The sequence below is a fragment of the Vibrio lentus genome, assembly GCF_030409755.1.
GTDB classification, from domain to species: domain Bacteria; phylum Pseudomonadota; class Gammaproteobacteria; order Enterobacterales; family Vibrionaceae; genus Vibrio; species Vibrio lentus.
This window is the reverse complement of the sequence record NZ_JAUFQE010000002.1, coordinates 1,857,583-1,881,783: the sequence shown is the minus strand read 5'-3', so window position 1 is coordinate 1,881,783 and position 24,201 is coordinate 1,857,583. Positions and strand designations below refer to the sequence as shown.

General features: G+C 44.2%; 19 protein-coding genes. 8 read left to right on the top strand and 11 right to left on the bottom strand.

Annotated features, from left to right (window positions below; all coding sequences use genetic code 11):
* Window positions 1-26: 26 nt before the first annotated feature.
* Both ptsG and QWZ07_RS16750 read left to right on the top strand, forming a co-directional pair.
* Window positions 27-1,457, top strand: a complete 1,431-nt coding sequence (ptsG, locus tag QWZ07_RS16755; protein WP_102277241.1) for a PTS glucose transporter subunit IIBC — start codon at window positions 27-29, stop codon at window positions 1,455-1,457.
* A gap of 228 nt (window positions 1,458-1,685) precedes the next feature.
* Window positions 1,686-2,090, top strand: a complete 405-nt coding sequence (locus QWZ07_RS16750; protein WP_017107275.1) for a hypothetical protein — start codon at window positions 1,686-1,688, stop codon at window positions 2,088-2,090.
* Window positions 2,091-2,201: 111 nt separating this feature from the next.
* Here the strand turns inward: QWZ07_RS16750 and QWZ07_RS16745 are convergent, their stop codons facing one another.
* Window positions 2,202-2,795, bottom strand: a complete 594-nt coding sequence (locus QWZ07_RS16745) for a hypothetical protein (RefSeq protein WP_026012218.1) — start codon at window positions 2,793-2,795, stop codon at window positions 2,202-2,204.
* Between the two features lie 145 nt (window positions 2,796-2,940).
* Here QWZ07_RS16745 and cydH point away from each other — a divergent pair, with 145 nt between their 5' ends.
* Entirely contained in the window at window positions 2,941-3,030 is a 90-nt protein-coding gene (gene cydH / locus QWZ07_RS26415; RefSeq protein WP_099165371.1) for a cytochrome bd-I oxidase subunit CydH, read from the top strand.
* A 41-nt stretch (window positions 3,031-3,071) separates the two neighbouring features.
* Window positions 3,072-4,286, top strand: coding sequence for a patatin-like phospholipase family protein (locus QWZ07_RS16740; protein WP_102343846.1), 1,215 nt, complete (start codon window positions 3,072-3,074; stop codon window positions 4,284-4,286).
* A gap of 160 nt (window positions 4,287-4,446) precedes the next feature.
* Here the strand turns inward: QWZ07_RS16740 and pyk are convergent, their stop codons facing one another.
* The gene (gene pyk / locus QWZ07_RS16735) at window positions 4,447-5,895 is read right to left on the bottom strand and encodes a pyruvate kinase (RefSeq protein ID WP_017107273.1); all 1,449 of its coding nucleotides are present in this window, start codon (window positions 5,893-5,895) and stop codon (window positions 4,447-4,449) included.
* A 320-nt stretch (window positions 5,896-6,215) separates the two neighbouring features.
* Between pyk and mlc the strand changes: the two genes are divergently transcribed.
* Window positions 6,216-7,433, top strand: coding sequence for a sugar metabolism global transcriptional regulator Mlc (gene mlc, locus QWZ07_RS16730; protein WP_017107272.1), 1,218 nt, complete (start codon window positions 6,216-6,218; stop codon window positions 7,431-7,433).
* Between the two features lie 168 nt (window positions 7,434-7,601).
* The gene (locus QWZ07_RS16725) at window positions 7,602-8,543 is read left to right on the top strand and encodes a chemotaxis protein CheV (protein WP_017107271.1); all 942 of its coding nucleotides are present in this window, start codon (window positions 7,602-7,604) and stop codon (window positions 8,541-8,543) included.
* A 310-nt stretch (window positions 8,544-8,853) separates the two neighbouring features.
* Here QWZ07_RS16725 and QWZ07_RS16720 read toward each other — a convergent pair whose 3' ends face one another.
* The 4 genes from QWZ07_RS16720 to QWZ07_RS16705 form a co-directional block, all read right to left on the bottom strand.
* Complete coding sequence (locus QWZ07_RS16720; protein WP_192853693.1) at window positions 8,854-11,931, bottom strand: error-prone DNA polymerase; 3,078 nt, start codon at window positions 11,929-11,931, stop codon at window positions 8,854-8,856.
* A gap of 112 nt (window positions 11,932-12,043) precedes the next feature.
* Complete coding sequence (locus tag QWZ07_RS16715) at window positions 12,044-13,516, bottom strand: Y-family DNA polymerase (RefSeq protein ID WP_192853694.1); 1,473 nt, start codon at window positions 13,514-13,516, stop codon at window positions 12,044-12,046.
* 3 nt (window positions 13,517-13,519) lie between these two features.
* The gene (gene imuA, locus QWZ07_RS16710; RefSeq protein ID WP_192853695.1) at window positions 13,520-14,227 is read right to left on the bottom strand and encodes a translesion DNA synthesis-associated protein ImuA; all 708 of its coding nucleotides are present in this window, start codon (window positions 14,225-14,227) and stop codon (window positions 13,520-13,522) included.
* A gap of 154 nt (window positions 14,228-14,381) precedes the next feature.
* The gene (locus QWZ07_RS16705; RefSeq protein ID WP_009849000.1) at window positions 14,382-15,122 is read right to left on the bottom strand and encodes a YciK family oxidoreductase; all 741 of its coding nucleotides are present in this window, start codon (window positions 15,120-15,122) and stop codon (window positions 14,382-14,384) included.
* 143 nt (window positions 15,123-15,265) lie between these two features.
* Here QWZ07_RS16705 and sohB point away from each other — a divergent pair, with 143 nt between their 5' ends.
* Window positions 15,266-16,327: a protease SohB gene (gene sohB, locus QWZ07_RS16700; RefSeq protein WP_009849001.1), complete on the top strand. Its 1,062-nt coding sequence runs from the start codon at window positions 15,266-15,268 to the stop codon at window positions 16,325-16,327.
* 193 nt (window positions 16,328-16,520) lie between these two features.
* Here sohB and QWZ07_RS16695 read toward each other — a convergent pair whose 3' ends face one another.
* From QWZ07_RS16695 to QWZ07_RS16685, 3 genes are all read right to left on the bottom strand, one after another.
* Window positions 16,521-18,083 (bottom strand): SpoVR family protein, encoded by a 1,563-nt coding sequence (locus QWZ07_RS16695; protein WP_065103239.1) that lies wholly within the window; start codon window positions 18,081-18,083, stop codon window positions 16,521-16,523.
* Window positions 18,084-18,094: 11 nt separating this feature from the next.
* Window positions 18,095-19,366 carry a YeaH/YhbH family protein gene (locus QWZ07_RS16690; RefSeq protein WP_017107264.1) on the bottom strand — a complete coding sequence of 424 codons (1,272 nt, stop codon included), beginning with the start codon at window positions 19,364-19,366 and terminating at the stop codon, window positions 18,095-18,097.
* Window positions 19,367-19,466: 100 nt separating this feature from the next.
* The gene (locus QWZ07_RS16685) at window positions 19,467-21,401 is read right to left on the bottom strand and encodes a PrkA family serine protein kinase (RefSeq protein ID WP_029223565.1); all 1,935 of its coding nucleotides are present in this window, start codon (window positions 21,399-21,401) and stop codon (window positions 19,467-19,469) included.
* A 354-nt stretch (window positions 21,402-21,755) separates the two neighbouring features.
* On the opposite strand from QWZ07_RS16685, the gene QWZ07_RS16680 reads away from it, so the two are divergent.
* Window positions 21,756-22,511 (top strand): MipA/OmpV family protein, encoded by a 756-nt coding sequence (locus QWZ07_RS16680; protein WP_017111073.1) that lies wholly within the window; start codon window positions 21,756-21,758, stop codon window positions 22,509-22,511.
* A gap of 110 nt (window positions 22,512-22,621) precedes the next feature.
* Here the strand turns inward: QWZ07_RS16680 and QWZ07_RS16675 are convergent, their stop codons facing one another.
* Both QWZ07_RS16675 and pflA read right to left on the bottom strand, forming a co-directional pair.
* Window positions 22,622-23,122 carry a YfbU family protein gene (locus QWZ07_RS16675; RefSeq protein ID WP_017111072.1) on the bottom strand — a complete coding sequence of 167 codons (501 nt, stop codon included), beginning with the start codon at window positions 23,120-23,122 and terminating at the stop codon, window positions 22,622-22,624.
* Window positions 23,123-23,343: 221 nt separating this feature from the next.
* On the bottom strand, window positions 23,344-24,084 hold the full coding sequence (gene pflA / locus QWZ07_RS16670; RefSeq protein WP_102278160.1) for a pyruvate formate lyase 1-activating protein: 741 nt from the start codon (window positions 24,082-24,084) through the stop codon (window positions 23,344-23,346).
* Window positions 24,085-24,201: the final 117 nt, after the last annotated feature.

The following is a 24,201-nucleotide window of genomic DNA, read 5'->3' as shown; positions in this document are numbered from 1 at the left end:
ATTTTATCTTTATCAGGAGCATAAACATGTTTAAGAACCTTTTTGCTAGCCTGCAGAAAGTTGGTAAGTCTCTGATGCTACCAGTATCAGTTTTACCAGTTGCGGGTATTTTGCTAGGTGTCGGTGCAGCAGATCTTCCTTTCATTCCAGAAATTGTTTCAAACTTAATGGAACAAGCGGGTGGTTCAGTATTTGGTCAAATGGCACTACTGTTCGCAGTAGGTGTTGCACTTGGCTTTACTAACAACGATGGTGTAGCTGGTCTAGCTGCTATCGTTGGTTACGGCATCATGACTGCTACACTTGGCGTAATGGCTGGTGTAATGGGCGTTGATAAAATCGATACTGGTGTACTAGGTGGTATCCTAGTCGGTGGTGTTGCTGCTTGGGCATTCAACCGTTTCTTCCGTATTCAACTACCAGAGTACTTAGGCTTCTTCGCTGGTAAGCGTGCCGTGCCAATCATCACAGGTTTCTCTGCGATTGGTCTAGCAATCCTACTATCTGTAGTATGGCCACCAGTTGGCGGCGCTATCTCTGCGTTCTCTGATTGGGCTGCTCACCAGAACCCACAAGTGGCGTTTGGTATCTACGGTATCGTTGAGCGTTCTCTGATTCCATTTGGTCTTCACCACGTTTGGAACGTACCTTTCTTCTTCGAAGCTGGTACTTGTGTAAACGCTGCTGGCGAAACTCAAAACGGTGTTCTTACTTGTTACCTAGTTGCTGATGACGCATCTCGTGCAGCGGGCAATGGCTTCGGTCAGCTAGCTGGTGGTTACATGTTCAAGATGTTCGGTCTACCTGCTGCTGCAATCGCGATTGCACATTCAGCTAAACCTGAAAACCGCGCTAAAGTAATGGGTATCATGGCTTCTGCTGCGTTAACTTCATTCCTAACGGGTATCACTGAACCAATCGAATTCTCATTCCTATTCGTTGCTCCTGTACTGTACGCAATCCACGCTCTACTAGCTGGTTCTGCATACGTTCTTGCGAACACTCTAGGTTTTGTACACGGTACTTCTTTCTCACACGGTCTAATCGACTTCCTAGTTCTATCTGGCAACGCGTCTAAGATGGGTCTAATGGTTGTATGTGGTATTGCTTACGCTGCAATTTACTACATCGTATTCCGCACTGTGATTAAAGCACTTGACCTTAAAACTCCAGGTCGCGAAGACGAGTCAGAAGACGAAATCGTTGCAACTGGTACAGAGCTTGCTGGTGAGTTAGTTGCTGCATTCGGCGGCAAAGAGAACATCACTGGTCTTGACGCTTGTATTACTCGTCTGCGTGTAGCAGTAGCTGATACAGCTCTTGTTGACCAAGACAAACTGAAGAAACTAGGCGCTGCAGGTGTTGTTGTAGTTGCTGGTGGCGTACAAGCTATCTTCGGTACTAAGTCTGACAACCTTAAGACAGACATGGATGAGTGGATCCGTAACAACGGTTAATTCACTGATTCAATAGATTGAAAGGAGGCCGAAAGGCCTCCTTTTTTGTTTTCTGCTCAATGGCATCCCTTTTTACGCTTACTCTTTTCAACTCAATCAGTTATCGAATAACTCGATGTGCTAATGCTCAATTGCCCGCTTTGGGTACCTCTTATCTTTAACTTTATGATGACAACATCCGTTTTGATTTAAGTAATCTATCTTTTTTGAACACAGTCTGAGAATATTATGAAACATCGTTACCTAATTGGCCTTATGTGTTGCAGCGGAGTATCGCTAGCTCATGCTTCTGAAGCTCCAAACCTAGAAGTTGGCTTAGCCGTCGACCAAGATCTAAGTGTTGTTGTTGAGTTCGATCAGAAGTATCGCGCCACAGTCGGTAATGATGGTGCAGCATTCGATTATATTTTTAAGCGCGGTCAGTTTGAGACTGAAGCGCCTTTAAGCTGGTATGTCGGTGCTGGTGCGTGGGCTGAATGGAATGATGATTTTGGTTTGCGTGTGCCGTTAGGCGTGAAAGTGAATTTCTACGAAGGTTGGAATGCTTACGCACAAGTTCACCCTGAGCTCGACATGTATAAAGGTGTTGAGTTACAAATAGGTGGTGCACTGGGTGTGACCTACAAGTTCTAACTTGAACTAAAAACTGTTTTTATAATGAAAAAGCCAGCATCCAGCTGGCTTTTTCATTTCGTTAGAATACTTCTAGTCTAAAGGCTTATTGAGTCAATATGGGGACTCAACCTAGAAGGTAAAACTCAATCCAACATTAGCTTGAAATTGATTCATCCAGTCGGTATCAAAACGGATAATGCAGTCTTGGCCATTGCTTGGCACGTTACAAACACCGGATGTGTCGTTATCGACAACCGTGCCTAACCAACGCACTTGTGTATTCAGTGCTAAGCGATCGCTAAATTTGTATTCCAAGCCGCCGAAGATGGAGGTTGAGAACCCATATTTATCTTTCGCCCAATCTACATCAACGTAAGACGCACCAAGACCTAACCCTAGATATCCTGACAACGCAGAGGAAGCTGGGTAGTAGATACTGCTTTGAAAGTGTAGGTATTGAATTGAGGAGCTTAGATTGAGTGTTTCTAGTTCAGAGCTCTGATTAGAATAGAAAAAGCCGATACGACCTTTCTCAAGCGGAGTTTCAATGGCGAAGGTGAAGTTTTCTGAACCTTCCATATCATAAGTATTACCATCCTGGTCTTCGACGCTACCACCACCTGTATAACCAATCATCGGAGTGATAATAATTTCCGGTGCTGCATACAAGTTTGAAGCGGAAATGAGCGCAACAAGCGCAATCATATTTGCTTTGTTATTCATGAGTATATCCTTATCCATACACTTACTAATTGTGATGGTTACATCAATATTGTGCGACTAATTTCGACGATTCTTGAAGATACTTCACACACCTGATAATACTTAAATAGAGACTCGACAAATTAATAATAAGCCAGAGGTGTTTATGGACCATAATCTGAAAAATGCGCTACAAATAACAGTCGTAATCTACACCATCATTCTTTCATTTGGCTTTATTGCGATTGGTAGCTAATACCACCTATTGCGAGGCTGAGTTTTTATACTCAGGGAATAATGAATAGTGGGATTATAACCAATATTGATTCGGCAATAGACTTAGATTACTACGCTAAGTTTATTGCTGGAAAAACAGCACTGGTTGCCCAAGGCGGCGGACAGCGAAGTATTTTTACGGCTGGTGTGCTGGACGCATTTCTTCTTTCTAATTTTGACCCCTTCGACGAATTCTTTGGCACCTCAGCGGGTGCGCTTAATTTGTGTGCCTATCTGTGCCGCGATAAAGGGCTAGGTCGTTCGTTTGTTCTTGATTTAACGACGGCTCCAGAATTCTTCAATCTTTTCTCCTATATACGAAAGCGCCAGAACTTAGGTTTAGAGTGGGCCTTAGAACAAATCATGGCTTACCCATACAAGCTTGATCTTGATTTGGGACGACAAACCTTAGGTGATCGCCATTTCTCTGCGGCAGTAACCGATTCAAAAGATTTACGAGACCATTATTTTCCGTTGATGGGAGAAGACTGGTACAAGGTGATGATTGCGACCTGTGCCATCCCTCGTTTGTACAATGATGAAATCTTCATTGGTGACAGTGCTTATGTTGACGGTGGCGTGTCTGCGTCTATTCCTGTGCAAGAAGCATGGCGTAGGCAAGCTCGCTCGATAGTCGTGATACGTACAGAGCCTGTGTTGGAAGAGGGGATTGAGCTATCCAATGAGATTCAACGTAAACACGCCTTAGTGAAAGCACCTAAGCCGATCTCGGCAGAAGAGTTGGAATGGTTCCGTGAGTCGTTTGATAGTGTGCAAGACCATTGGCAACAAAAAGTAGAACAATGGAAAACCGATTGGACGTCATTCTTTCAGCAGCAAATTCTTCGTTCAAAAGAGCAAAAGCGCGATAGAGGGCACCTTGATCTGCTCAATGGTGGACGATGGCTATTTGGTGCTGATGATATTTATCGTTTAAGTCATTTGATTGGCGATAAGTTTGATTCTGGCTTAGCTGACATGTTGATGGTTCATTATCAGACCTACTCATTAACTCAGAACTTTTTGAATTCCCCACCGGACGATGCGTTTGTTGTTCAAATTGCACCTAGCAAACCGCTTAAGTCGAGCTCTTTGATGAGTGACAAGGAAGACTTGCTGTACGATTACGACTTAGGGTTGGAGGCGGGTTACCGGTTTGTCGAAACCTATACTTCAACGGAAAACGCTCGCAGCTCACATATGCCCCAGTTGGTGACTTGCGCTGCTGATAAATAATATTCGAAATTGATAAGTCATACTCGAATTTGAAAGTTAGTACGCAATGGGCTAATAAGATTCTGAAGTGAAAAAGGGTTACTGAACTTAGTTCAATAACCCTTTTTTGATCTTGGCAGGGTCGCTCATCAACGAACTGACCTAATCAAACACTAACTGATTAAGTGACAGGCAAGATTCTCATGCAGTTGGTTGAGCCCGCCACATCCATAATGTCGCCTTGAGTGACGATCACTAGGTCACCAAATTTAAGGTGTCCTTTCTCTTTCAAACAAGTGAGCGTAGACAGTGCGATATCAAAGCTGTCTTTGGCTTCTGTCTCGAAGTAGATAGGGGTAACACCTCGATACAAAGTACAGCGGTTCAGCGTTCCTTCATTACGAGATAAGGCGTAAATAGGCATATCGGCACTTAGGCGCGACATCATCAGAGCAGTGCGGCCTGATTCGGTTAGAGTCACCACACCTTTAATGCCTTCCATATGGTTTGCAGAGTAGATGGTTGCCATGGAAACAGTTTCTTCGGCCGTGACAAAGGTACGGTCAATACGGTAATTAGACTGGTTGTTAATGCCCGCCATCTTTTCAGCGCCGATACAGACTTCGGCCATTGATTTCACTGTTTCAACGGGGTAATCACCCGCTGCGGTTTCACCTGAAAGCATCACGGCATCGGTGCCGTCTAGTACGGCGTTGGCCACATCCATGACTTCTGCACGAGTTGGCATTGGCGCGGAGATCATCGATTCCATCATTTGAGTTGCGGTGATCACTGTTCGATTAAGCGCTCTAGCACGGCGTATAAGCTGTTTTTGTACTCCAACTAACTCTGGGTCGCCAATTTCTACTCCGAGGTCACCACGAGCCACCATGACGACATCTGAGGCCATTATGATGTCATCCATGTTCTCCACAGTGGCAACGGTCTCCGCTCGCTCGACTTTAGCGACAAGGTGAGCTTCTAATCCTGCTTCTCGCGCCAACTGACGAGCGTAGTGCATGTCTGCGCCGTTGCGTGGGAAAGACACGGCCAAATAGTCGACTTGGATTTGAGCGGCGGTGATGATGTCTCGTTTGTCTTTGTCGGTGAGCGCTTCTGCAGACAGTCCACCGCCTTTCTTATTGATGCCTTTGTTATTCGACAACGGGCCACCAATGGTGACTTCAGTATGAACGCGGCAGCCTTCAACTTCGGTGATTTTTAATTGAACGCGACCATCATCAAGCAACAGCACATCGCCAGCTGACACATCATTTGGTAATTCTTTGTAATCGAGGCCTACGGCTTGTTGATTGCCTTCACCTAAACCTAGGCTACTGTCGAGCGTGAACTTATCGCCTACTGCGAGTTGGATTTTACCGTCTTTAAAAGTAGACACTCGAATCTTGGGACCTTGTAAGTCGCCGAGGATTGCGATTTGAGTGCCGAACTTTTTTGCTATTGCTCGGACTTTTTCAGCGCGTTGAATATGGTCATCGCTGCTGCCGTGAGAGAAGTTCATACGGACGATATTGGCGCCAGCTTTGATGATCTCTTCAAGGACGTTACCTTTATCTGTTGATGGTCCTAAAGTGGTGACGATTTTTGTTTTTCTTAATTCTGATGTCATGAATGCTCCGAAGGTGAGACCTAGAAAATCTTGTACAAGACAGAATTAAGTATATGCATTAATTGATAATTTATTGGGAGCTAGGAAGATATTTCTGTATTTGCTGTTATTTATTGAATTTAGGACTCAAACACGATGTTTTTTTATGAAAATTAAGTCTCAAATTATCGATGTGGGTGTTAATTTTTCTTAAACTATTTGACTAGATACACAAAGATTCATGTATATACGTGATACTGGTCACGGCGATATACCAAGTCACTTCACAATTACTTCGCAAAGTAAAAAAATTAACCCGTTGATGATTTCTGGAGCGTAAAATGTACATGGCTCAACCGGGCCATATTGATCATATCAAACAGGTCAATGCTGGTCGTGTATATAAACTAATTGACCTTAAAGGTCCTATTTCTCGTATCGAACTGTCCAAGCAAAGTGAGTTGGCTCCGGCGAGTATTACTAAAATTACCCGCGAACTTATTGAAGCCCACCTTATCCATGAGACGACGGTTCAAGAAGCCACGACTCGTGGACGTCCTGCTGTGGGTTTGCAAACCAATAATGAAGGTTGGCAGTTTCTGTCGATGCGTCTTGGTCGTGGGTATCTCACGATCGCGCTTCATGAGTTGGGTGGCGATGTACTTATCGATACTAAAATTGATATTCACGAACGTGACCAAGAGGATGTGCTTGCTCGTCTTCTTCATGAAATTGATGAGTTTTTCCAAACCTATGCGGAACAGCTCGATAGGGTAACCAGTATTGCCGTTACTCTGCCGGGCCTCGTGAATTCTGAGCAAGGTATTGTGCTGCAGATGCCGCACTACAACGTTAAAAATTTAGCGTTGGGCCCCGAGATCTACAAAGAAACAGGTCTACCGGTCTTTATTGCCAATGATACTCGAGCTTGGGCATTAGCTGAGAAGCTGTTTGGTCACTCACAAGATAACGATAATTCAGTTCTTATCTCGATTCACCATGGTGTCGGTGCTGGGATTATCCTAGATGGCCGAGTTCTACAAGGTCGTCACGGTAACATCGGTGAATTGGGTCATATTCAGATCGAGAAAGAGGGCAAGCTTTGTCATTGTGGTAACCGAGGCTGTTTAGAAACGGTGGCGAGCTCGCAGGCGATCCGTGAGCAAGTCAAAGAGCGATTAGCCAATGGTGAAGAATCAACACTTACTGTGTTTGAAGATGTCACGATTGAACAAATCTGTGCTGCCGCAGCGGCGGGTGATCCACTAGCGGTAGAAGTGATTGAACAATTAGGCCGTTACCTAGGCTCTGCGATTGCGATTGTGATTAACCTATTCAACCCTGAGAAGATCTTGGTGGGTGGTGTTATTAATCAGGCTAAAAGCGTGTTGTATCCTGCGATTCAAAAGTGTATCGAAGAGCAGAGTTTATCGGTTTACCATCAAGATTTAGAGCTGGTGGAATCTCGCTTCTATAAACAAGCAACCATGCCGGGCGCTGCGCTTGTTAAACAAGCTTTATACGATGGTCAATTATTGATGAAAGTCATTGAAGGTTAATCCCTCTTTACTCTTCCTATAGCCTTACCTAACTCTTATCATCTCCTTAAACTATGTATAACGTTATTTGTTGTACTTAGTTTAAGCATTCTGTGCAATGGCGCTTTGCTTTAACCTATTGAAGTAGGCTATTGTAGCCTCAGTTATTATTTGTCACTAAGGTGTTGTATGTCTGGCGTTTTAAATTCGGTTGATCAGAGAACCAAACTAGTCGGTGAAAACCGTCTGGAACTCTTGTTATTCAGCTTAAATAGTCGTCAACTATTTGCGATTAACGTATTTAAAGTGAAAGAAGTCCTAAAAGTGCCAGTGTTAACCCGCTTACCGGGCTCCCACCATCATATTACGGGCGTGGCTTCTTTGCGTGGTGAATCGGTGCCTGTTATTGATTTACGTAGTGCGATTGGCTTCCCGCCATCTCGTGATGAGACTCAAGAAAATAACTTAATCATCACCGAATACAACCGAACCGTACAAGGCTTCTTGGTTGGACAAGTGCGTAATATCGTGAATACGACGTGGACTGAAATTCAGCCGCCGCCAAAGACAACGGGTCGTGCAAACTACTTAACTGCTATCACGCACATTCAAGAAGAAGAGCAACATAAGATCGTTGAGATCATTGATGTTGAAAAGGTACTCGCTGAAATCATCGATTATGACGTTTCGATTTCTGACGGTGTTTTAGATGAGCAGCTTGCTAATGAAATGGTTGGGCGTAGTGTGCTTATCGTTGATGACTCTTCAACCGCGCGCAATCAGATCAAAGGCACCTTATCGCAACTGGGTTTGAACATTATTGAATGTTGCGATGGCCTACAAGCGCTTAATCTGCTGAAGGGGTGGTGTGACGAAGGCAAAGACATCAATCAAGAAATACTGCTGATGATCACCGATGCCGAAATGCCTGAAATGGACGGTTATAAACTGACTCATGAAGTGCGTACTGACCCTAGAATGCATGACTTGTTTATCACGCTAAATACCTCATTAAGTGGAAGTTTTAATGAAGCCATGGTTGAGAAAGTAGGGTGTAACCGCTTTATTTCTAAATTCCAACCGGATCTCTTGGTTGAAGTGACTCAAGAGCGAATGCGCCAGATTTTATAATTAATGCAGCTGTACGGTTTGTTTTGAGTGACCTTATGGAAAACGTTTGCTAATATTGACGGAGCATATTTTTCTTAACAAAATATGCTCAACTACTAGCGTAACTTTTCACTCACAATCTAAGGTAGTTCCTCTTAATGATATGGTTGACTTCAAAAGTCGTAATGACTTTGAGCTTATTACTATATAGGGAATTTAAGAAAAGACGTACGGAAGCTGAAGTTGAGTCATAACTCAACGATTTGAATTGAAGGGAGGCTGATGCCTCCCTTTTCCTTTTCTGGCGTTTATGAAAGGGTTATTTGAATCGCTAATGAAAATCTCGAGATTTGGTGTTCAAGCCAACAATTTCATCAGTTATATCGATAAGTTTCCCCGCAATCACATGCACGACTTCGCCTTCCTTCTCTAAGACTCCTTGAACCTTTAAAGCCTTCGCTGTCAGATAAGCTTGCTGCTGTGCGCGTGCAGTGGCTCCCCATACCACAACGTTAATATTGCCTGTGTTATCTTCTAATGTGACAAAGGTGACACCGGCTGCGGTACCGGGTGATTGCTTGCCAGTGACCAATCCAACAACCGTGACCATGGATTTGTGTCTTTGTTGTTTTAAGTCTTTCATATGGGTGAATCGACCAAGTCGGTTCGATTCTTCTAGCAAGGTGATAGGGTGCTTGTTTAACGATACGCCAACGCTGGTGAAATCCTCCAATAGATCCTGCATCTCATTTGGCTTATGCAAGGCGTGTTCTATCTTGTCATAAGCCTGACGAAATAGAGGTAGGTCAGAAGCGGAGTCCATGAGTGCCCAACGAGTTTGGAAACGATCACCTGAAACATTGTGCAGCGCATTAGCCGAGGCGAGCAGCTCGATGTCTTTTTTATTGATCGATAGTTGTTTTACCTGACTAGGATGGCGATACCCTAAATGTGGGCGATTGGCGAGCACGCTTTGAATACCATGCTCGCTTAGGCCTTTGATTTGTCGTAGCCCTAAGCGAATAGCCAAACCATTTTGATGAGCGACGACAGTGTGGTTGTCTTGTGAGGCGTTCACACATACCGGAAGAACCGCCACATTGTGCCGTTGTGCGTCTTGTACCAACTGTGAGGGGCTATAAAAACCCATAGGCTGACTATTCAGTAAAGATGCGTAGAAACATTCTGGGTAGTAACATTTCAACCAAGCTGAGCAATACGCTAATACTGCAAATGAAGCCGAGTGGCTTTCAGGAAAGCCGTACTCGCCAAAGCCGCATATCTGTTTAAAGATCTGTTCGGCAAATTCTGTCTCATAGCCACGCTTTTGCATGCCCTCGATAAGCTTGTTTTTAAACTTAAAGACGTTGCCATTTTTTTTCCAAGCGGCCATCGCGCGTCTGAGCTGATCCGCTTCACCACCTGTGAACCCTGCAGCGACCATCGCGAGTTTAATCACTTGCTCTTGAAAGATAGGTACACCCAAGGTGCGCGACAGTACCGATTCCACGTCTTTAGACGGATAACTGATTGGCTCAATACCGTCTCGACGTTTTAGAAACGGATGAACCATATCGCCTTGAATAGGCCCTGGACGTACGATAGCGATTTGAATCACCAAGTCGTAATAAGTCCTCGGTTTAAGCCTTGGTAGCATGCTCATTTGCGCTCGTGACTCAATTTGGAAGATACCGACCGTGTCTGCCCGTTGAATCATGCCGTAAACCTGAGGATCGTCCTTAAGACGAGTGATCTCAGCGATAGAGAGAGAGCGTCCATGGAAGTGTTTGATAAGGTCAAAACATTTACGAATCGCAGAAAGCATACCAAGCGCGAGCACATCGACTTTCAGCAAGCCTAAGGTTTCTAGATCATCCTTATCCCATTGAATAATGGTTCGATCGTGCATTGCCGCATTCTCAACGGGAACCAATTCATACAAAGGCCCAGAAGAGATCACAAAGCCACCAACATGCTGAGACAGGTGACGTGGAAAGCCAATGATTTCATTAACCAAATGGATAAACTGTTGCCCCTTCAACGAATCAGGTTGTAGTCCTAATTGAGTTAATTGTGCTTGCCAACCTAAGCTTTTGTCTCTGCGATTGGTGTTCTTAATAAAGTAATCAAGCTGGGTTTCCTGTAGCCCTAATGCTTTGCCGACATCTCTGACCGCGCTTTTAAAGCGATATGAAATGACAGTGGCGGCAAGTGCTGCGCGTTCTCTACCGTATTTTTTGTAGATGTATTGGATGACTTCTTCACGGCGCTCATGCTCAAAATCGACATCAATATCCGGCGGCTCATCACGTTCTTTACTGATGAAGCGTTCAAATAGCACTGAGATTTGTCTTGGGTCGACAGAGGTGATTTCTAAGCAGTAACAGATCACGGAATTGGCCGCTGAACCTCGACCTTGGTAAAGAATCCCTTGGCTTTTGGCAAACATGACGATGTCGTGGATCGTGAGAAAAAAGAAAGGGTAGTCAAGCTCGTCAATCAGCCCCAGTTCTTTCTCTATGATTTGTTGAATGTCGTTAGGCACGCCTTGCGGGAAGCGAGCTCGTTTTCCTTTCTCGACTAACATGCGTAGATAACTCATGGGTGTCTCACCTTGAGGTATCAGCTCGCTCGGGTATTCGTAGCGCAAGCTGTCTAAATCAAATTCGCACAGCTCAGAGATTCGGTTGCTCTCTTCTAGCCACTCAGCTTTGAATATATGAGAGATCTTATTGATGCTGCGTAAACAGCGCTCGGCATTGGCGAGTAAGTGACTACCCACTTCAGTAATCGGACGTTGGCACTTGATCGCAGTGAGTGAATGCTGCAAGGGTAAGCGATTAGCGTTGTGCATCAGCACGCCACCACAGGCAGTAATCGGCAGTTGGTGATGTTGTGACAGCTCAACACAGTAATCCGTGTACTGCTGGTCGGTTTGTTTTAGGTGTCGTTGTAAGCCAATCCATAATCGACCGGAGTGGTGTTGAGAAAGCCATTGCCCCCAATGTGCGTCTTCATTTTTCTGTTGAGGAAGCCAAAGAATGAAGCAGTGTTTAGCCGACATGATATCCCACTCAGAGAGCTGATAATGTCCTTTGCTGCTACGACGTCTCGCATTGGTAATAATACGACACAGCTCGGCGTAGGCTTTTCTATTCGGACATAACAAGACAACTTGGCACTCTTCATTTAACCAAAACATGCTCCCGACAATTTGCTTGAGCGACAGTTTATGTTGCTTGATCGCAGAGTGAACCTTAACGATGCCCGCCACCGAGCACTCGTCTGTAACAGCGAGTGCTTTGTAGCGTAAAAAGTCGGCCTGTAAAACAAGCTCTTCCGCATGCGAAGCTCCCTCTAGAAAGGAGTAATTACTTTGGCAGAAGAGCTCTGAGTATTGCTGAGACATAACGTAATCTCACTTAACCATTGCGAGTGAACATGATTGAAAAGGGACGTTGAAATCGTCAGTAAGTCGTACGGAGTGAGCGACTAAATTGTCTTACTGACTTTCTTACAGACTAGCTAAATAAGCCGTGCAAAAACCATTGTTTATCGGGTGTTCTGAATACCCATAGCCAGCGGCCGTTTTCACTGTGAGCAATAAAGTAGTCACGAATGATTTTCTCGCCATCCCACCATCCAGAAACAATGCGTTCAGGGCCTTGAGATAAAGTGACACTCTCGGTTAAGGCTTCGGGGACGGGAAGTAGAATACTCGGTCTGAGTCGCTGTTGGTTGATGCTGGGAGTTGTCGCAGTTTGTTGCGTGGCCTCTTGGGAAATTTGTCCCTTTTTTACCGTATTTCCCAGTGTCGGTAGTGAATATTGGTTGGCCTTCTCTGGTCTTGGGTCATGCTGTATTTTCGGTGTTCGAATACAAGCTTGCCCAAGCTTTGCTTGAAGCAGCGAGAGCAAATCTAACGAAGCAAGCGTTCCGGTATTACCATCAAAAAGATCATAGTAGGCGACTTGCGGTTCTCCATGACGAATCAAAGAGAGAGTCAGCCCCTGTACGGGTGCTGTTATCTTCAGTGACTCTAAGGTTAGATGCGTTAGGTTCGCCCATTTGACAGCAAGATAATCACCCTGTGCTGAATAAAAAGAGACATGATGGTCGTCTTTATCCCTAAGATGCAGAGTCAGCGTTAACTCGAAAGCCACTCGGTCACGTAACCTCAAAAAGCATTCGAGCTGATTCAGCAATTTCAGTAAAGGCTTTTCGATGAATAGGATGTTTTCAATATCAAACAACAGCTCCAAATATTGTTGGAAACTCTCTGGTGGGTGATAGAAATCAATCGGGTGCTTGAACTGCCCATTAAGACGACCCACATAGTTCACCAAGTCGATATCAAAGCGGCGCGCGACATCTTGCAAAGGCAGCTTTAATAGGTCTTCTACGACATTGATACCAACACGATTCAGGCGCTCAACTTGCTTAGTTGCTAGCTCGCTTGAACTCAGAGCTTGTTGGTTAACCCAAGCCTTCATCTGTTGAACATTGTTCGTCGCTTGGTTGATGGATTGTTTGCCTAAAAGGATTGCAGAAAGCGGCGAATAACCTGTAGCAAAGCTGAACTGGATATTGAGCGTTTCTAAATGGCTTTTGAGTTCATGCCAGTAGTTATCTAGCCCATCGTAAAGCGACAGCATGTTAGAGGCTTTAATCAACAAACCATTGGGTGGCAACAACGCCATATCAGAAGTGACCAGATAGGCCCATTGAGCAATCTCTTTCAGCTTACTTTTTTCTAGCTCAATGCTGTAAGGGTGGACGTGTAAGTTATGGCAAAGCGCGGCCGCAGACCCTAGCCCCATGCCGAGTGTGATACCCGATTGCAACGCGGCTTGGTTAGCTTGCAGCACACGATGATCTTTCTCATCGACGATGATAAGAGGCTGATTGTGTGATTCTTCGTTCGAACCCAATTCATTAGAGTTAAATAAGGTGTCCAATTGTAGGGATGAGAAATGCAGATACAGCCACAGCATACGTTAGCCTTGATTCGCAATAGGAAAAGCCAGCACTGTGTTACCAGACAAAGCGTGAGTCGAATTGTTTTCATTGATGACTTTTTCTGTGAGTAACGGCCAGTTCTGGCTCATGTCCAGAACAAAGCTGCCATACGACCAGCTGCCTTTTCTTTTCGTGACTTCAACCTTTAACCCTTGGGTGTGAGAAGACAGCTTCATGCTTAAAGATACGGGTAGGGATAACTGATTATGGCTGGTGGTTTTAAAATGAAACTGCAGGCACTTGCCCGTTTCGCTTGCCGCTTGCAGGCGCTTGGTTTGGTGTATTTCTAGATCCGCTCCCCATAGCAAAACACAATGGCAGGCACCACTTTTGAGGCACTGCTCTGCGGCCCACAATGCATCGAGATCACGTTGAGGTTGGATGACTAGGATGTTATCTAGTGGAATGTTTTGGCCGTTGAAATACTCAGCACAGATCTTCCCTGGTGGATTGATGAAAATGGCCAATTTCTGTGAGTTTTGTTGAGCTAAATAAGGCGTGAGTAGACGAAGTTCGCCGATCCCTTGTTGTGATTCAACCTCAATAACGCCGTGCGTCGGGAAGCCTCCATCAAGCTGTTTATCCAATTGAGGATAGCCTGTCGAAGTGGTACTTCCTTGCGTTGTTGATTGTAATCCTTTCCAGATTAACTGGCGGTCTTGTAAGTTTTTTATTAGTTCATGCATAATTAAATACCTGTATATTTATACAGTATATTTAACAATGAAAAAGATGCAAAGAGAAATGACGAAAATTCGGTGAACCAACTGCTAGATGGTTGATTTATATACAAAAAAAGCCGCTATTAAAGCGACTTCTTGTTATTGGTTATAATATCAACTACTTAGGTTGAGCGTCGATACATTGGCCATGAATGTCTGTCACACTTGGGTTCATTAAGTGTAGATACAGCGGGATGATGTCGAGTGGCGTTTTTAGTTTGTTCGCATCTTCACCTGGGTACGCTTTTGCACGCATGCGTGTTTGAGTACCGCCTGGGTTAATCGCATTAACACGGATATCGGTACCTTCAAGCTCATCGGCTAAGATCTGCATCATGCCTTCTGTAGCAAACTTTGAAATCGCGTAAGTGCCCCAGAACGCACGACCAGAGTGACCAACCGTTGAAGAGGTAAAGACAATACGACCCGCTTCCGCTTTCTTAATGACAGGCAGTAACGCTTGAGTCATTAGAAATTCAGCTTTAACGTTGATTTGCATGACGCCATCAAACGTCTCTTCATCGATTTGATCAAATGGACTTAGCGTGCCAAGTACACCTGCGTTATGCAGTAGACCATCTAAACGACCAAACTGTGATTCAATGGTTTCAGCCATGTCGATGTAGTTCTGTTTTGTCGCACCTTTTAAATCCAATGGGATAATCGCAGGCTGTGGGTAACCAGCGCTTTCGATTTCGTCGTAAATTAATTCAAGGTTTTTGACATTGCGGCCTAACAGAATAACAGTCGCACCATGTTGAGCGAAACTTAGTGCGGCTTGGCGACCAATGCCAGCACCGGCACCTGTAACCAAAATTACTTTATCTTTGAGGGCATCTGTAGAGATTGGGTAATCCACTGTGCTTATCCTTCTTTCTTTTATTATGTTCGTCATTCCATTGATGTTTAATCACACAGATAACCGCAGGAATGATGAGAAATTCTTGGTAATCGTGACAAGATGGTTACAATACACTAATTCATACAATAGGGGATATGACATTGGAATTTTTGTTGGACTACGGCTTGTTTTTAGCCAAGATTGCGACCGTTGTAATCGCCATCATTGCAATTTTAGTGATAGCTAAATCTGTGGGTGGAAAATCAAGCGCAATTAAAGGTGAGCTGGAAATCACGAACCTATCTGAGCACCACAAACAAACGATTGAACAACTAGAGCACCATTTGCATGATGATGCTTTCATCAAAGCACGTGATAAAGCAGAAAAGAAAGCGGAAAAAGAAAAAGTAAAATCACGTGGCAAAGAAGTGAAGAAAGCAGCGAAAGAGGGTGAGCTTGATAGCAAGCGTGAACCACACCTCTTCGTTCTTGATTTTAACGGCAGCATTGATGCTAAAGAAGTGGCTTCTCTACGTGAAGAGGTGACGGCGGTTTTGGCTGTGGCTCGCGAAGGTGACGAAGTGTTGCTTAAGCTTGAGTCTGGCGGTGGTATGGTTCACGGCTATGGTTTGGCATCTTCTCAGCTTGATCGTATCAAAGCAGCAGGTCTGCCTCTGACTATCTCGGTAGACAAAGTCGCAGCAAGTGGCGGTTATATGATGGCATGTATCGCAGACAAAATTGTATCTGCACCTTTTGCTATTGTTGGTTCTATTGGTGTTATCGCTCAACTGCCAAACTTCAACAAACTGCTTAAAAAGCACGACATTGAATTCGAACAGCTAACGGCAGGTGAGTACAAACGCACGCTTACTATGTTTGGTGAGAACAGTGATAAAGCACGCGAGAAGTTTAAAGAAGAGCTAGAGGAAACTCATGGTTTGTTTAAGGACTTCATTCGTGACCATCGACCTGCGCTAGATCTTGAAAAAGTAGCAACGGGTGAGCACTGGTTTGGTACACAAGCGCATGAACTTGGGCTGGTGGATGAGATTAGCACTTCTGATGATTTAGTCGTAGCGGCATGTAAGGACAAGACGGTTCTAGCGATTCACTACGTACAAAAGAAAAAACTGTCAGATAAGCTAGCAGGCGTTGCAGGTAAATCTGCAGACAGCGTGCTGATGAAGCTGATTGAACGCGGTCAAAAGCCGATTGTTTAAGCTTATTTAGTTTTGCCTCTAATATCTAGTTCTAGGTTTAGTACCTGTTGAAGATGTTTGAGCCTTAAAAAAGAAAGCGCATAAGTCATCAGACTTATGCGCTTTTTTATTGCTCCACTTCCGAGCGGGTTTAACCACTATGTTGTAGGGGGAGCGGAGTCTTATACCAATCACTTACTTATTGTGATTAGCATTAAATCTTGGCTCCATAATCATTTCGTTTCGGACAGGTGGTCAATATTTCTCTATGACCTGTGTCTTTGAGCTCTTCCAAAATCACATCAAAGCCCCATAAGCGATAAAGATGTTTTAATACTTCATCGTAGCCTTTATCTAGCGGGATACGGTCATGAGGCACATATTGCAGTGTCATTGAGCGATCACCACGAACATCGACATTAAACACCTGAATATTCGGTTCAAGGTTGCTTAGATTGTACTGCGCCGCGAGCTTTTCTCTAATCAGGCGATAGCCAGGATCATCGTGAATCGCACTGACTTCAATGGTATTTTTACGGTCGTCGTCGAGTACTGAGAACAGCTTAAAGTCACGAATGATTTTTGGAGAAAGGTATTGGCTGATGAAGCTTTCATCTTTGAAGTTGTGCATCGCAAAGTGCACGGCTTCTAACCAATCACTTCCGGCTAATTCAGGGAACCACTCTTTATCTTCATCGGTGGGCTCTTCGCAGATGCGTCGGATATCTCTAAACATCGCAAAGCCAAGTGCATAAGGATTTATCCCACTGAAATAAGGGCTGTTGTAGGCGGGTTGAGCAACCACACTGGTGTGACTGTGTAGGAACTCTAAGATGAACTTATCACTCACCAAGCCTTCGTCGTAAAGGTGGTTAAGAATGGTGTAATGCCAGAAGGTTGCCCAGCCCTCATTCATTACTTGAGTTTGTTTCTGAGGATAGAAGTATTGGCTTACCTTGCGAACAATACGAACACACTCACGTTGCCAAGGTTCAAGCAGTGGGGCGTTCTTCTCAATAAAGTAGAGAATGTTTTCTTGAGGTTCACTAGGGAAACGTATCTTGGTTTCTTCTTCCTTACTTTTGTTCTGAGGAACCGTTCTCCAAAGTTCGTTCACTTGAGATTGCAGATACGCTTCACGTTCTTCTTGTCTTGCGGTTTCTTCCGCAATGGAAATCTTCTCTGGGCGTTTGTATCTGTCTACGCCGTAGTTCATGAGAGCATGACAAGAATCGAGAAGTTTCTCGACTTCAGCTACACCGTATTTTTCTTCGCAATCAGTAATGTATTTTTTCGCGAACAATAGATAGTCGATAATCGAGCTTGCATCAGTCCAAGTTTGGAACAGGTAGTTGCCTTTAAAGAAAGAGTTGTGGCCATAACAAGCGTGAGCCATTACCAGCGCCTGCATGGTGACCGTGTTCTCTTCCATTAAGTAAGCGATACACGGATCTGAATTGATCACGATTTCGTACGCCAAGCCCATTTGGCCGTGTTTGTAGTTTTGTTCTGTCTGGATGAACTTCTTACCAAAAGACCAGTGGTTGTAATTGATGGGCATACCAATACTGGAGTAAGCATCCATCATCTGCTCAGAGGTAATCACTTCAATCTGGTTCGGATAAGTGTCTAAGCGGTAATGCTGCGCCACACGCTTAATTTCTACGTGATATTGCTCTAAGAGGTTGAACGTCCAATCTGGACCATCAGGCAGCATCTTGTCGTTTCTCTTCTGTGTCGCTTTGTCTTTTTCTGCAACGTTTGATTTCGCTGTCATGGCAAGCCCCCTTACGCTGTCTCTTTCTGGAACAGTTCTCTAAACACAGGAAAAATATCATCCACCGTTTTAATGTTCTTCATGGCGAAGTTATCGAAGCTCGCTTCTAGCTTCTCGTACTCGTGCCAAAGCGTTTGGTGTGAACGGCGCGTAATCTCGATGTAAGAGTAATATTGGCAAGTCGGCAATAGTGTATTGACCAGCAATTCTTTACAGCGAGGCGAGTCATCAGCCCAGTTATCTCCATCAGAAGCTTGTGCTGCGTAGATATTCCACTCATTAGCAGGATAACGATCTGCGACAATTTCTTTCATTAGTTTCAGTGCACTAGAAACGATGGTGCCGCCAGTTTCTTGCGAGTAGAAGAACTCATGTTCGTCGACTTCTTTAGCCTGAGTATGGTGACGAATAAACACTACATCGACGTTTTCATAAGTACGGTTCAAGAACAGGTAGAGCAACACATAAAAGCGCTTAGCGATGTCTTTGGTTGCTTGATCCATTGAGCCCGATACATCCATTAGACAGAACATTACCGCTTGGCTGGATGGAATAGGGCGCTTCTCGTAATTTTTGTAACGTAAATCGAAAGTGTCAATGAATGGCACGCTCTCAATGCGTTTACGCAGTTCGGCGATCTCTTCTTTTAGACGTGTTTCTTCAAAGGGTTGTGCAGGCTCAGTCATTTTAACTTGGTCGAGCTGCTCCATTAGAGTATTTAATTCACGCTTTCTGCCCGCCGTCATCGCCGTTCTTCGAGCGAGAGATTGTTGTAGAGAGCGGACAATAGCGATATTGGATGGAATCCCCGCACTTTGGTAACCGGAGCGGTGTATCTTCCATTCAGTGATTTTGTTGACCTGATTTTTTTCAAGATTAGGGAGTGCCAAATCCTCAAAGAGAATGTCTAGGTACTCATCCTTTGATATTTGGAAAGTAAATTCGTCTTGGCCTTCGCCATCAGGGCTCGCATCACCTTGACCTGAACCGCCACCTTGACCACCACCTTTAGGGCGTTCGATCTTGTCACCCGTGATGAACTGGTCATTACCTGGATGAACACGTTCTCTTACGCCGCCTTGGCCTTGATGAAAGCTAGGCTCTTTGATGTCTTTATGAGGAATAGTAACGTCTTCACCCGTTTCAGTATTGGTGATTGAGCGTCGGTTAACTGCATCGGCCACAGATTCTTTGATTTGCTCTTTATGGCGTCTTAAGAAGCGCTGTCTATTTACAGCACTCTTATTTTTGCCATTGAGCCTCCGATCGATAAATTGTGCCATAAGAACTCCCTCTCAGCTGATGTCGCGATCCTACTTTTATAGGTTGTAAGAGTTATTGGTTTGTACGAGCTGCTCACTTGAACAGCTCAGTACAGTTTGGTTATGAGGATTTACGAACTCTTAGGTACCACTCGGATAGCAGTCTCACTTGTTTCTCGGTGTAGCCTTTTTCCATCATACGAGCAACGAAGTCGTCGTGTTTTTTCTGATCATCCGTTGAGGTCTTAGCATTGAACGAAATAACAGGAAGTAGCTCTTCTGTGTTGGAGAACATTTTCTTCTCAATCACAGTGCGCAGTTTCTCGTAGCTCGTCCAAACTGGGTTTTGACCGTTATTGTTGGCTTTGGCACGAAGCACGAAGTTCACAATCTCATTTCGGAAGTCTTTAGGGTTACTGATACCAGCTGTTTTCTCGATTTTCTCAAGTTCACCATTCAGAGAAGCACGGTCAAATAGCTGTCCGGTTTCTGGATCACGGTACTCTTGGTCTTGAATCCAGAAGTCAGCGTAAGTGACGTAACGGTCGAAGATATTCTGTCCGTACTCAGAGTAAGACTCTAGGTAAGCGGTCTGAATTTCTTTACCAATGAATTCTACGTAACGCGGTACTAGGTATCCTTTCAAGAACTCAAGATACTTCTCAGCGGTTTCTTGAGGGAACTGCTCACGTTCGATCTGTTGTTCAATAACGTAGAACAAGTGAACCGGGTTTGCCGCCACTTCGGCTTGGTCGAAGTTGAACACGCGAGACAGAATCTTAAAGGCGAAACGCGTTGATAGTCCAGACATGCCTTCGTCAACGCCAGCATAATCTCGGTATTCTTGGTAACTCTTCGCTTTTGGATCGGTGTCTTTTAGAGTCTCACCATCGTAAACACGCATTTTTGAGAACAGAGAAGAGTTTTCAGGCTCTTTCAGTCTCGAAAGGATGCTGAATTGCGATAGCAGAGCGAGTGTACTTGGTGAACATGGTGCATTTGAGAGTTCACTGTGCTCAAGCAATTTCTGGTAGATCTTCACTTCTTCAGAGACGCGTAGACAGTAAGGGACTTTTACAATGTACACACGGTCAAGGAAGGCTTCGTTGTTCTTGTTATTACGGAATGTTTGCCACTCTGACTCATTCGAGTGAGCCAAAATCATGCCATCAAACGGCAGAGCGGAAAGCCCTTCGGTACCGTTGAAGTTACCTTCTTGTGTTGCCGTAAGTAGAGGGTGCAAGACTTTGATTGGCGCCTTGAACATCTCCACAAATTCCATCACACCTTGGTTGGCTTTACACAGTGCACCAGAGTAGCTGTAGGCATCCGGATCATCTTGAGAGAAGTGCTCAAGTTTACGAATATCGACTTTACCTACAAGTGAAGAGATATCTTGGTTGTTTTCATCACCCGGCTCTGTCTTCGCGATCGCAACTTGGTCGAGAATCGAAGGACGCAGCTTGATGACTTTGAATTTAGAAATATCACCACCGAAATCATGGAGGCGTTTTGCAGCCCAAGGTGACATGATAGAGCGGATGTAGCGCTTCTCTATTCCGTACTCTTGCTTCAAAAGATCGCCATCTTCGTTTACGTCGAACAGACAGAAGGGGTGATCATTTACTGGGCTTCGCTCACCATCAGCAGACAGCACATAGATTGGCAGTTTTTGCATCAGTGCTTTTAGCTTTTCAGCAAGAGAAGATTTACCACCGCCCACAGGGCCAAGTAGATAAAGGATCTGTTTACGTTCTTCTAAACCTTGTGCAGCGTGTTTTAGGTAAGAAACAATCTGTTCAATCGCATCTTCCATGCCATAGAAATCTTTAAACTCGCTGTAACGCGATATGACACGGTTCGAGAAAATACGACTTAGATGGGGGTCTTGAGCGGTGTCTATAACCTCCGGTTCGCCGATGGCCAGTAGTAAGCGCTCAGCAGCGTTAGCGTAAGCACTTTTATCGTCTTTACACAGCCCTAAGAACTCTTGCAATGTGAGCTCTTCTTCCTTGGCTGCTTCATAACGTGATTGATAGTGGTCAAAAATACTCATAGTCACATTCCCCTTGTTAACCAGTCAAAACTGATGAGCGATTGAAAAATAGGCTCTCCCTACATTTTAAGATTAGACCCGCTTCCACAATTTTGCTTAACAATTATGTATTTATTTACAATTTTGCGTGTGAAAAACGTAGTGAGAGCAATAGGCAACTTGAGGCGTGTAGAATCCAATTATTTTACATTCGAGAGGATATAGCCGTTTGTTTTGTGATTTTAGGTCGCTTAATAATACCCATACTAGATTTATGTGTATTAGATGTATAACTGAGCTCTATTGATTTCCTAGAATGAAGTACCATATAATGCGCGGCGTTATCAAAAATTGCTCAATAAATAGGTAGATGTAGTGAAGAATAATGGGTTTAAAATAGTGGCTATCAGTGCTGCGTTACTGGCTTCGACAGCAACACATGCAAAAATCTCACAGTGGTCACTGGGCGTCGCCGCTTCTTATTCTCCTGCTGTCTATAAAGATACACCGTCAAACCGTGCTGTGATCCCTATGATTGGTTATGAAGGTGAGCACTTTTTCATGCGTGGATTCAGTGCAGGTTATCGCTTACTTCCTGCTGGTTCTCCACAGAATATTGTGTTTCGAGCGGTTTATGATTCGAGAACATTAAAGCCGGGTGATTCTGATAACGTTGATATTCAAAAATTAGATGAACGTAAAGCATCAGTGTTAGGTGGTATCAGCTACCAAGTGATCACCTTGGTGGGGATGTTTGAAGCGACAGCTGGCTCTGACTTAGGGTTTAGACACAATGGCATCTATGCAGAAGCGGCATGGCGTTTACCTATTCGTCGCAATGGTTGGGCGATTACCCCTTCTATTGGCTATGCCTATAACAGTGAGCGTTTGAATAATCACTTGTACGGGGTGAGTTCAGCAGAAGCGGCGAGAACTAATTTGAATGAGTTCGATGCAGACTGGGATGGTCAGTACTTTATTGGCTTAGGTGGTTATTTGCATGTGACGCCAAATATCCGAGTAACCGGCGGTGTTCGTTATACCAACCTTGAAGGTGATATTGAGAACAGCCCAATACTTGAAAGTGGCATTAACATGGCTGCAAACGTCGGTGTTGCTTACGTCTTCTAATTACTTTGGTTTGTCTGTTTATACACGAACATTAAAAAAGGGTTACTCATCATGAGTAACCCTTTTTTCGAAACTGTGATAAGCCAACTTAAAGCTTATGTATTAACGTATTAAGCGCTAAAGATTTGAGAAAGCTCTGTCGCACATAGGTGGTACTGACGAGGGCAATTACGCCATGTTGTTAGCATGCGGCGGTATTTCTCTAGCATTGGCATTTGGCTATTGAAGTGGTGATCTGCTTTGTCGAATTGAGGGTAAAGACCTTCAGAATCAACAAGGAAACGTACGTAATGTACGATTTGTGCTTCAGAAGCGATATCAAAACCTAGGAACTGCAGGCGGCGTTGATCAACTTCAGCGCGCTCTTGTTCTGCTAGCATCTTGTTCGACTCTTGCATGGCATGGTACATCTCCATGATGTCGATAACTTCGCGACATTCTGCTTCAGTCAAACAACCAAATTCTTTGTTCAGTTCACGCATTTGAAGTTCGTAACCACGCTCTACAACCGTTTGTAGACGTTGGTATTTAGCTGAGTTCTCAGGATCCATTTGAGACATTAGGTAATATTGATTTGATAGAATTAGACGCTGAGCATTGGTCATTTCCATGGGAGGAGCCTCACTAAAAAACTAAATGTTATATTCTTTTGTTGCAGTAAGAGTAACAGCATTCCTACGAGTGGAAACATGATCTCAACACGGATTTAATATGATTTTTTGAATTGATAAACAAAAGTTGTAAAGAAAAGTGAAAGGATTGTTTTAACCAAAAAAGAAAACGCCCCAATCGAAATTGAGGCGTTTGAAATCACTATTAACGTAAGTCTAAATTAGTATTTTACGTTTGAATGGTACTGACTAAGAACGGCAACAATCTCGTCCATTTTCTCTTTGCTTGGCGGGTTTGTACCTTCAAGCGGGTAGTCGTAACCCAGAGCTTCCCATTTATGAGCACCAAGTTTGTGGTATGGAAGCAGTTCTACTTTCTCGATGTTATCCATATCCTTGATGAATTCACCAAGAAGATGAGCATCTTCAGGCGTATCCGTGTAGCCAGGAACAATCACATAACGAATCCAAGTCTTCTTACCGATTTTGTGTAGGTAGCGTGCAAAATCCAGAGTACGTCTATTCGATACACCAATGAAATCGTGGTGAATCTCATCTCGCATGTGCTTAAGATCAAGCATCACTAGATCAGAGGCTTCGAGTACTTCATCAATCACTTCTGTGTGCTTACGAATGTAGCCATTAGTATCAAGACAGGTGTGAATGCCTTCGGCTTGAGCTGCGCGGAAAAAGTCACGAACAAACTCAGGTTGTAGCATCGCTTCGCCACCAGAACAGGTGATACCACCACCAGAGGCTTTCATGAAATGACGGTATGATTTTGCTTCGTTGATGATCTCTTCGACCGTTACTTCCTTTCCGTCATGAAGATCCCATGTATCGCGATTATGGCAGTACATACAACGCATTAAGCAGCCTTGAAGAAACACGATGAAGCGGATACCAGGGCCATCGACGGTACCACAAGATTCGAATGAGTGAATGCGACCAGTTGTAGACATGAGCTATTCTCGTAGAGGAATTTATACCGTTTATTTTATTACAAAAACGGTACATAAAATAGGGTCAAATGGTAACGAGGTCTTTAAAAATAAAGGCAATCACCTGTGAAGATGATT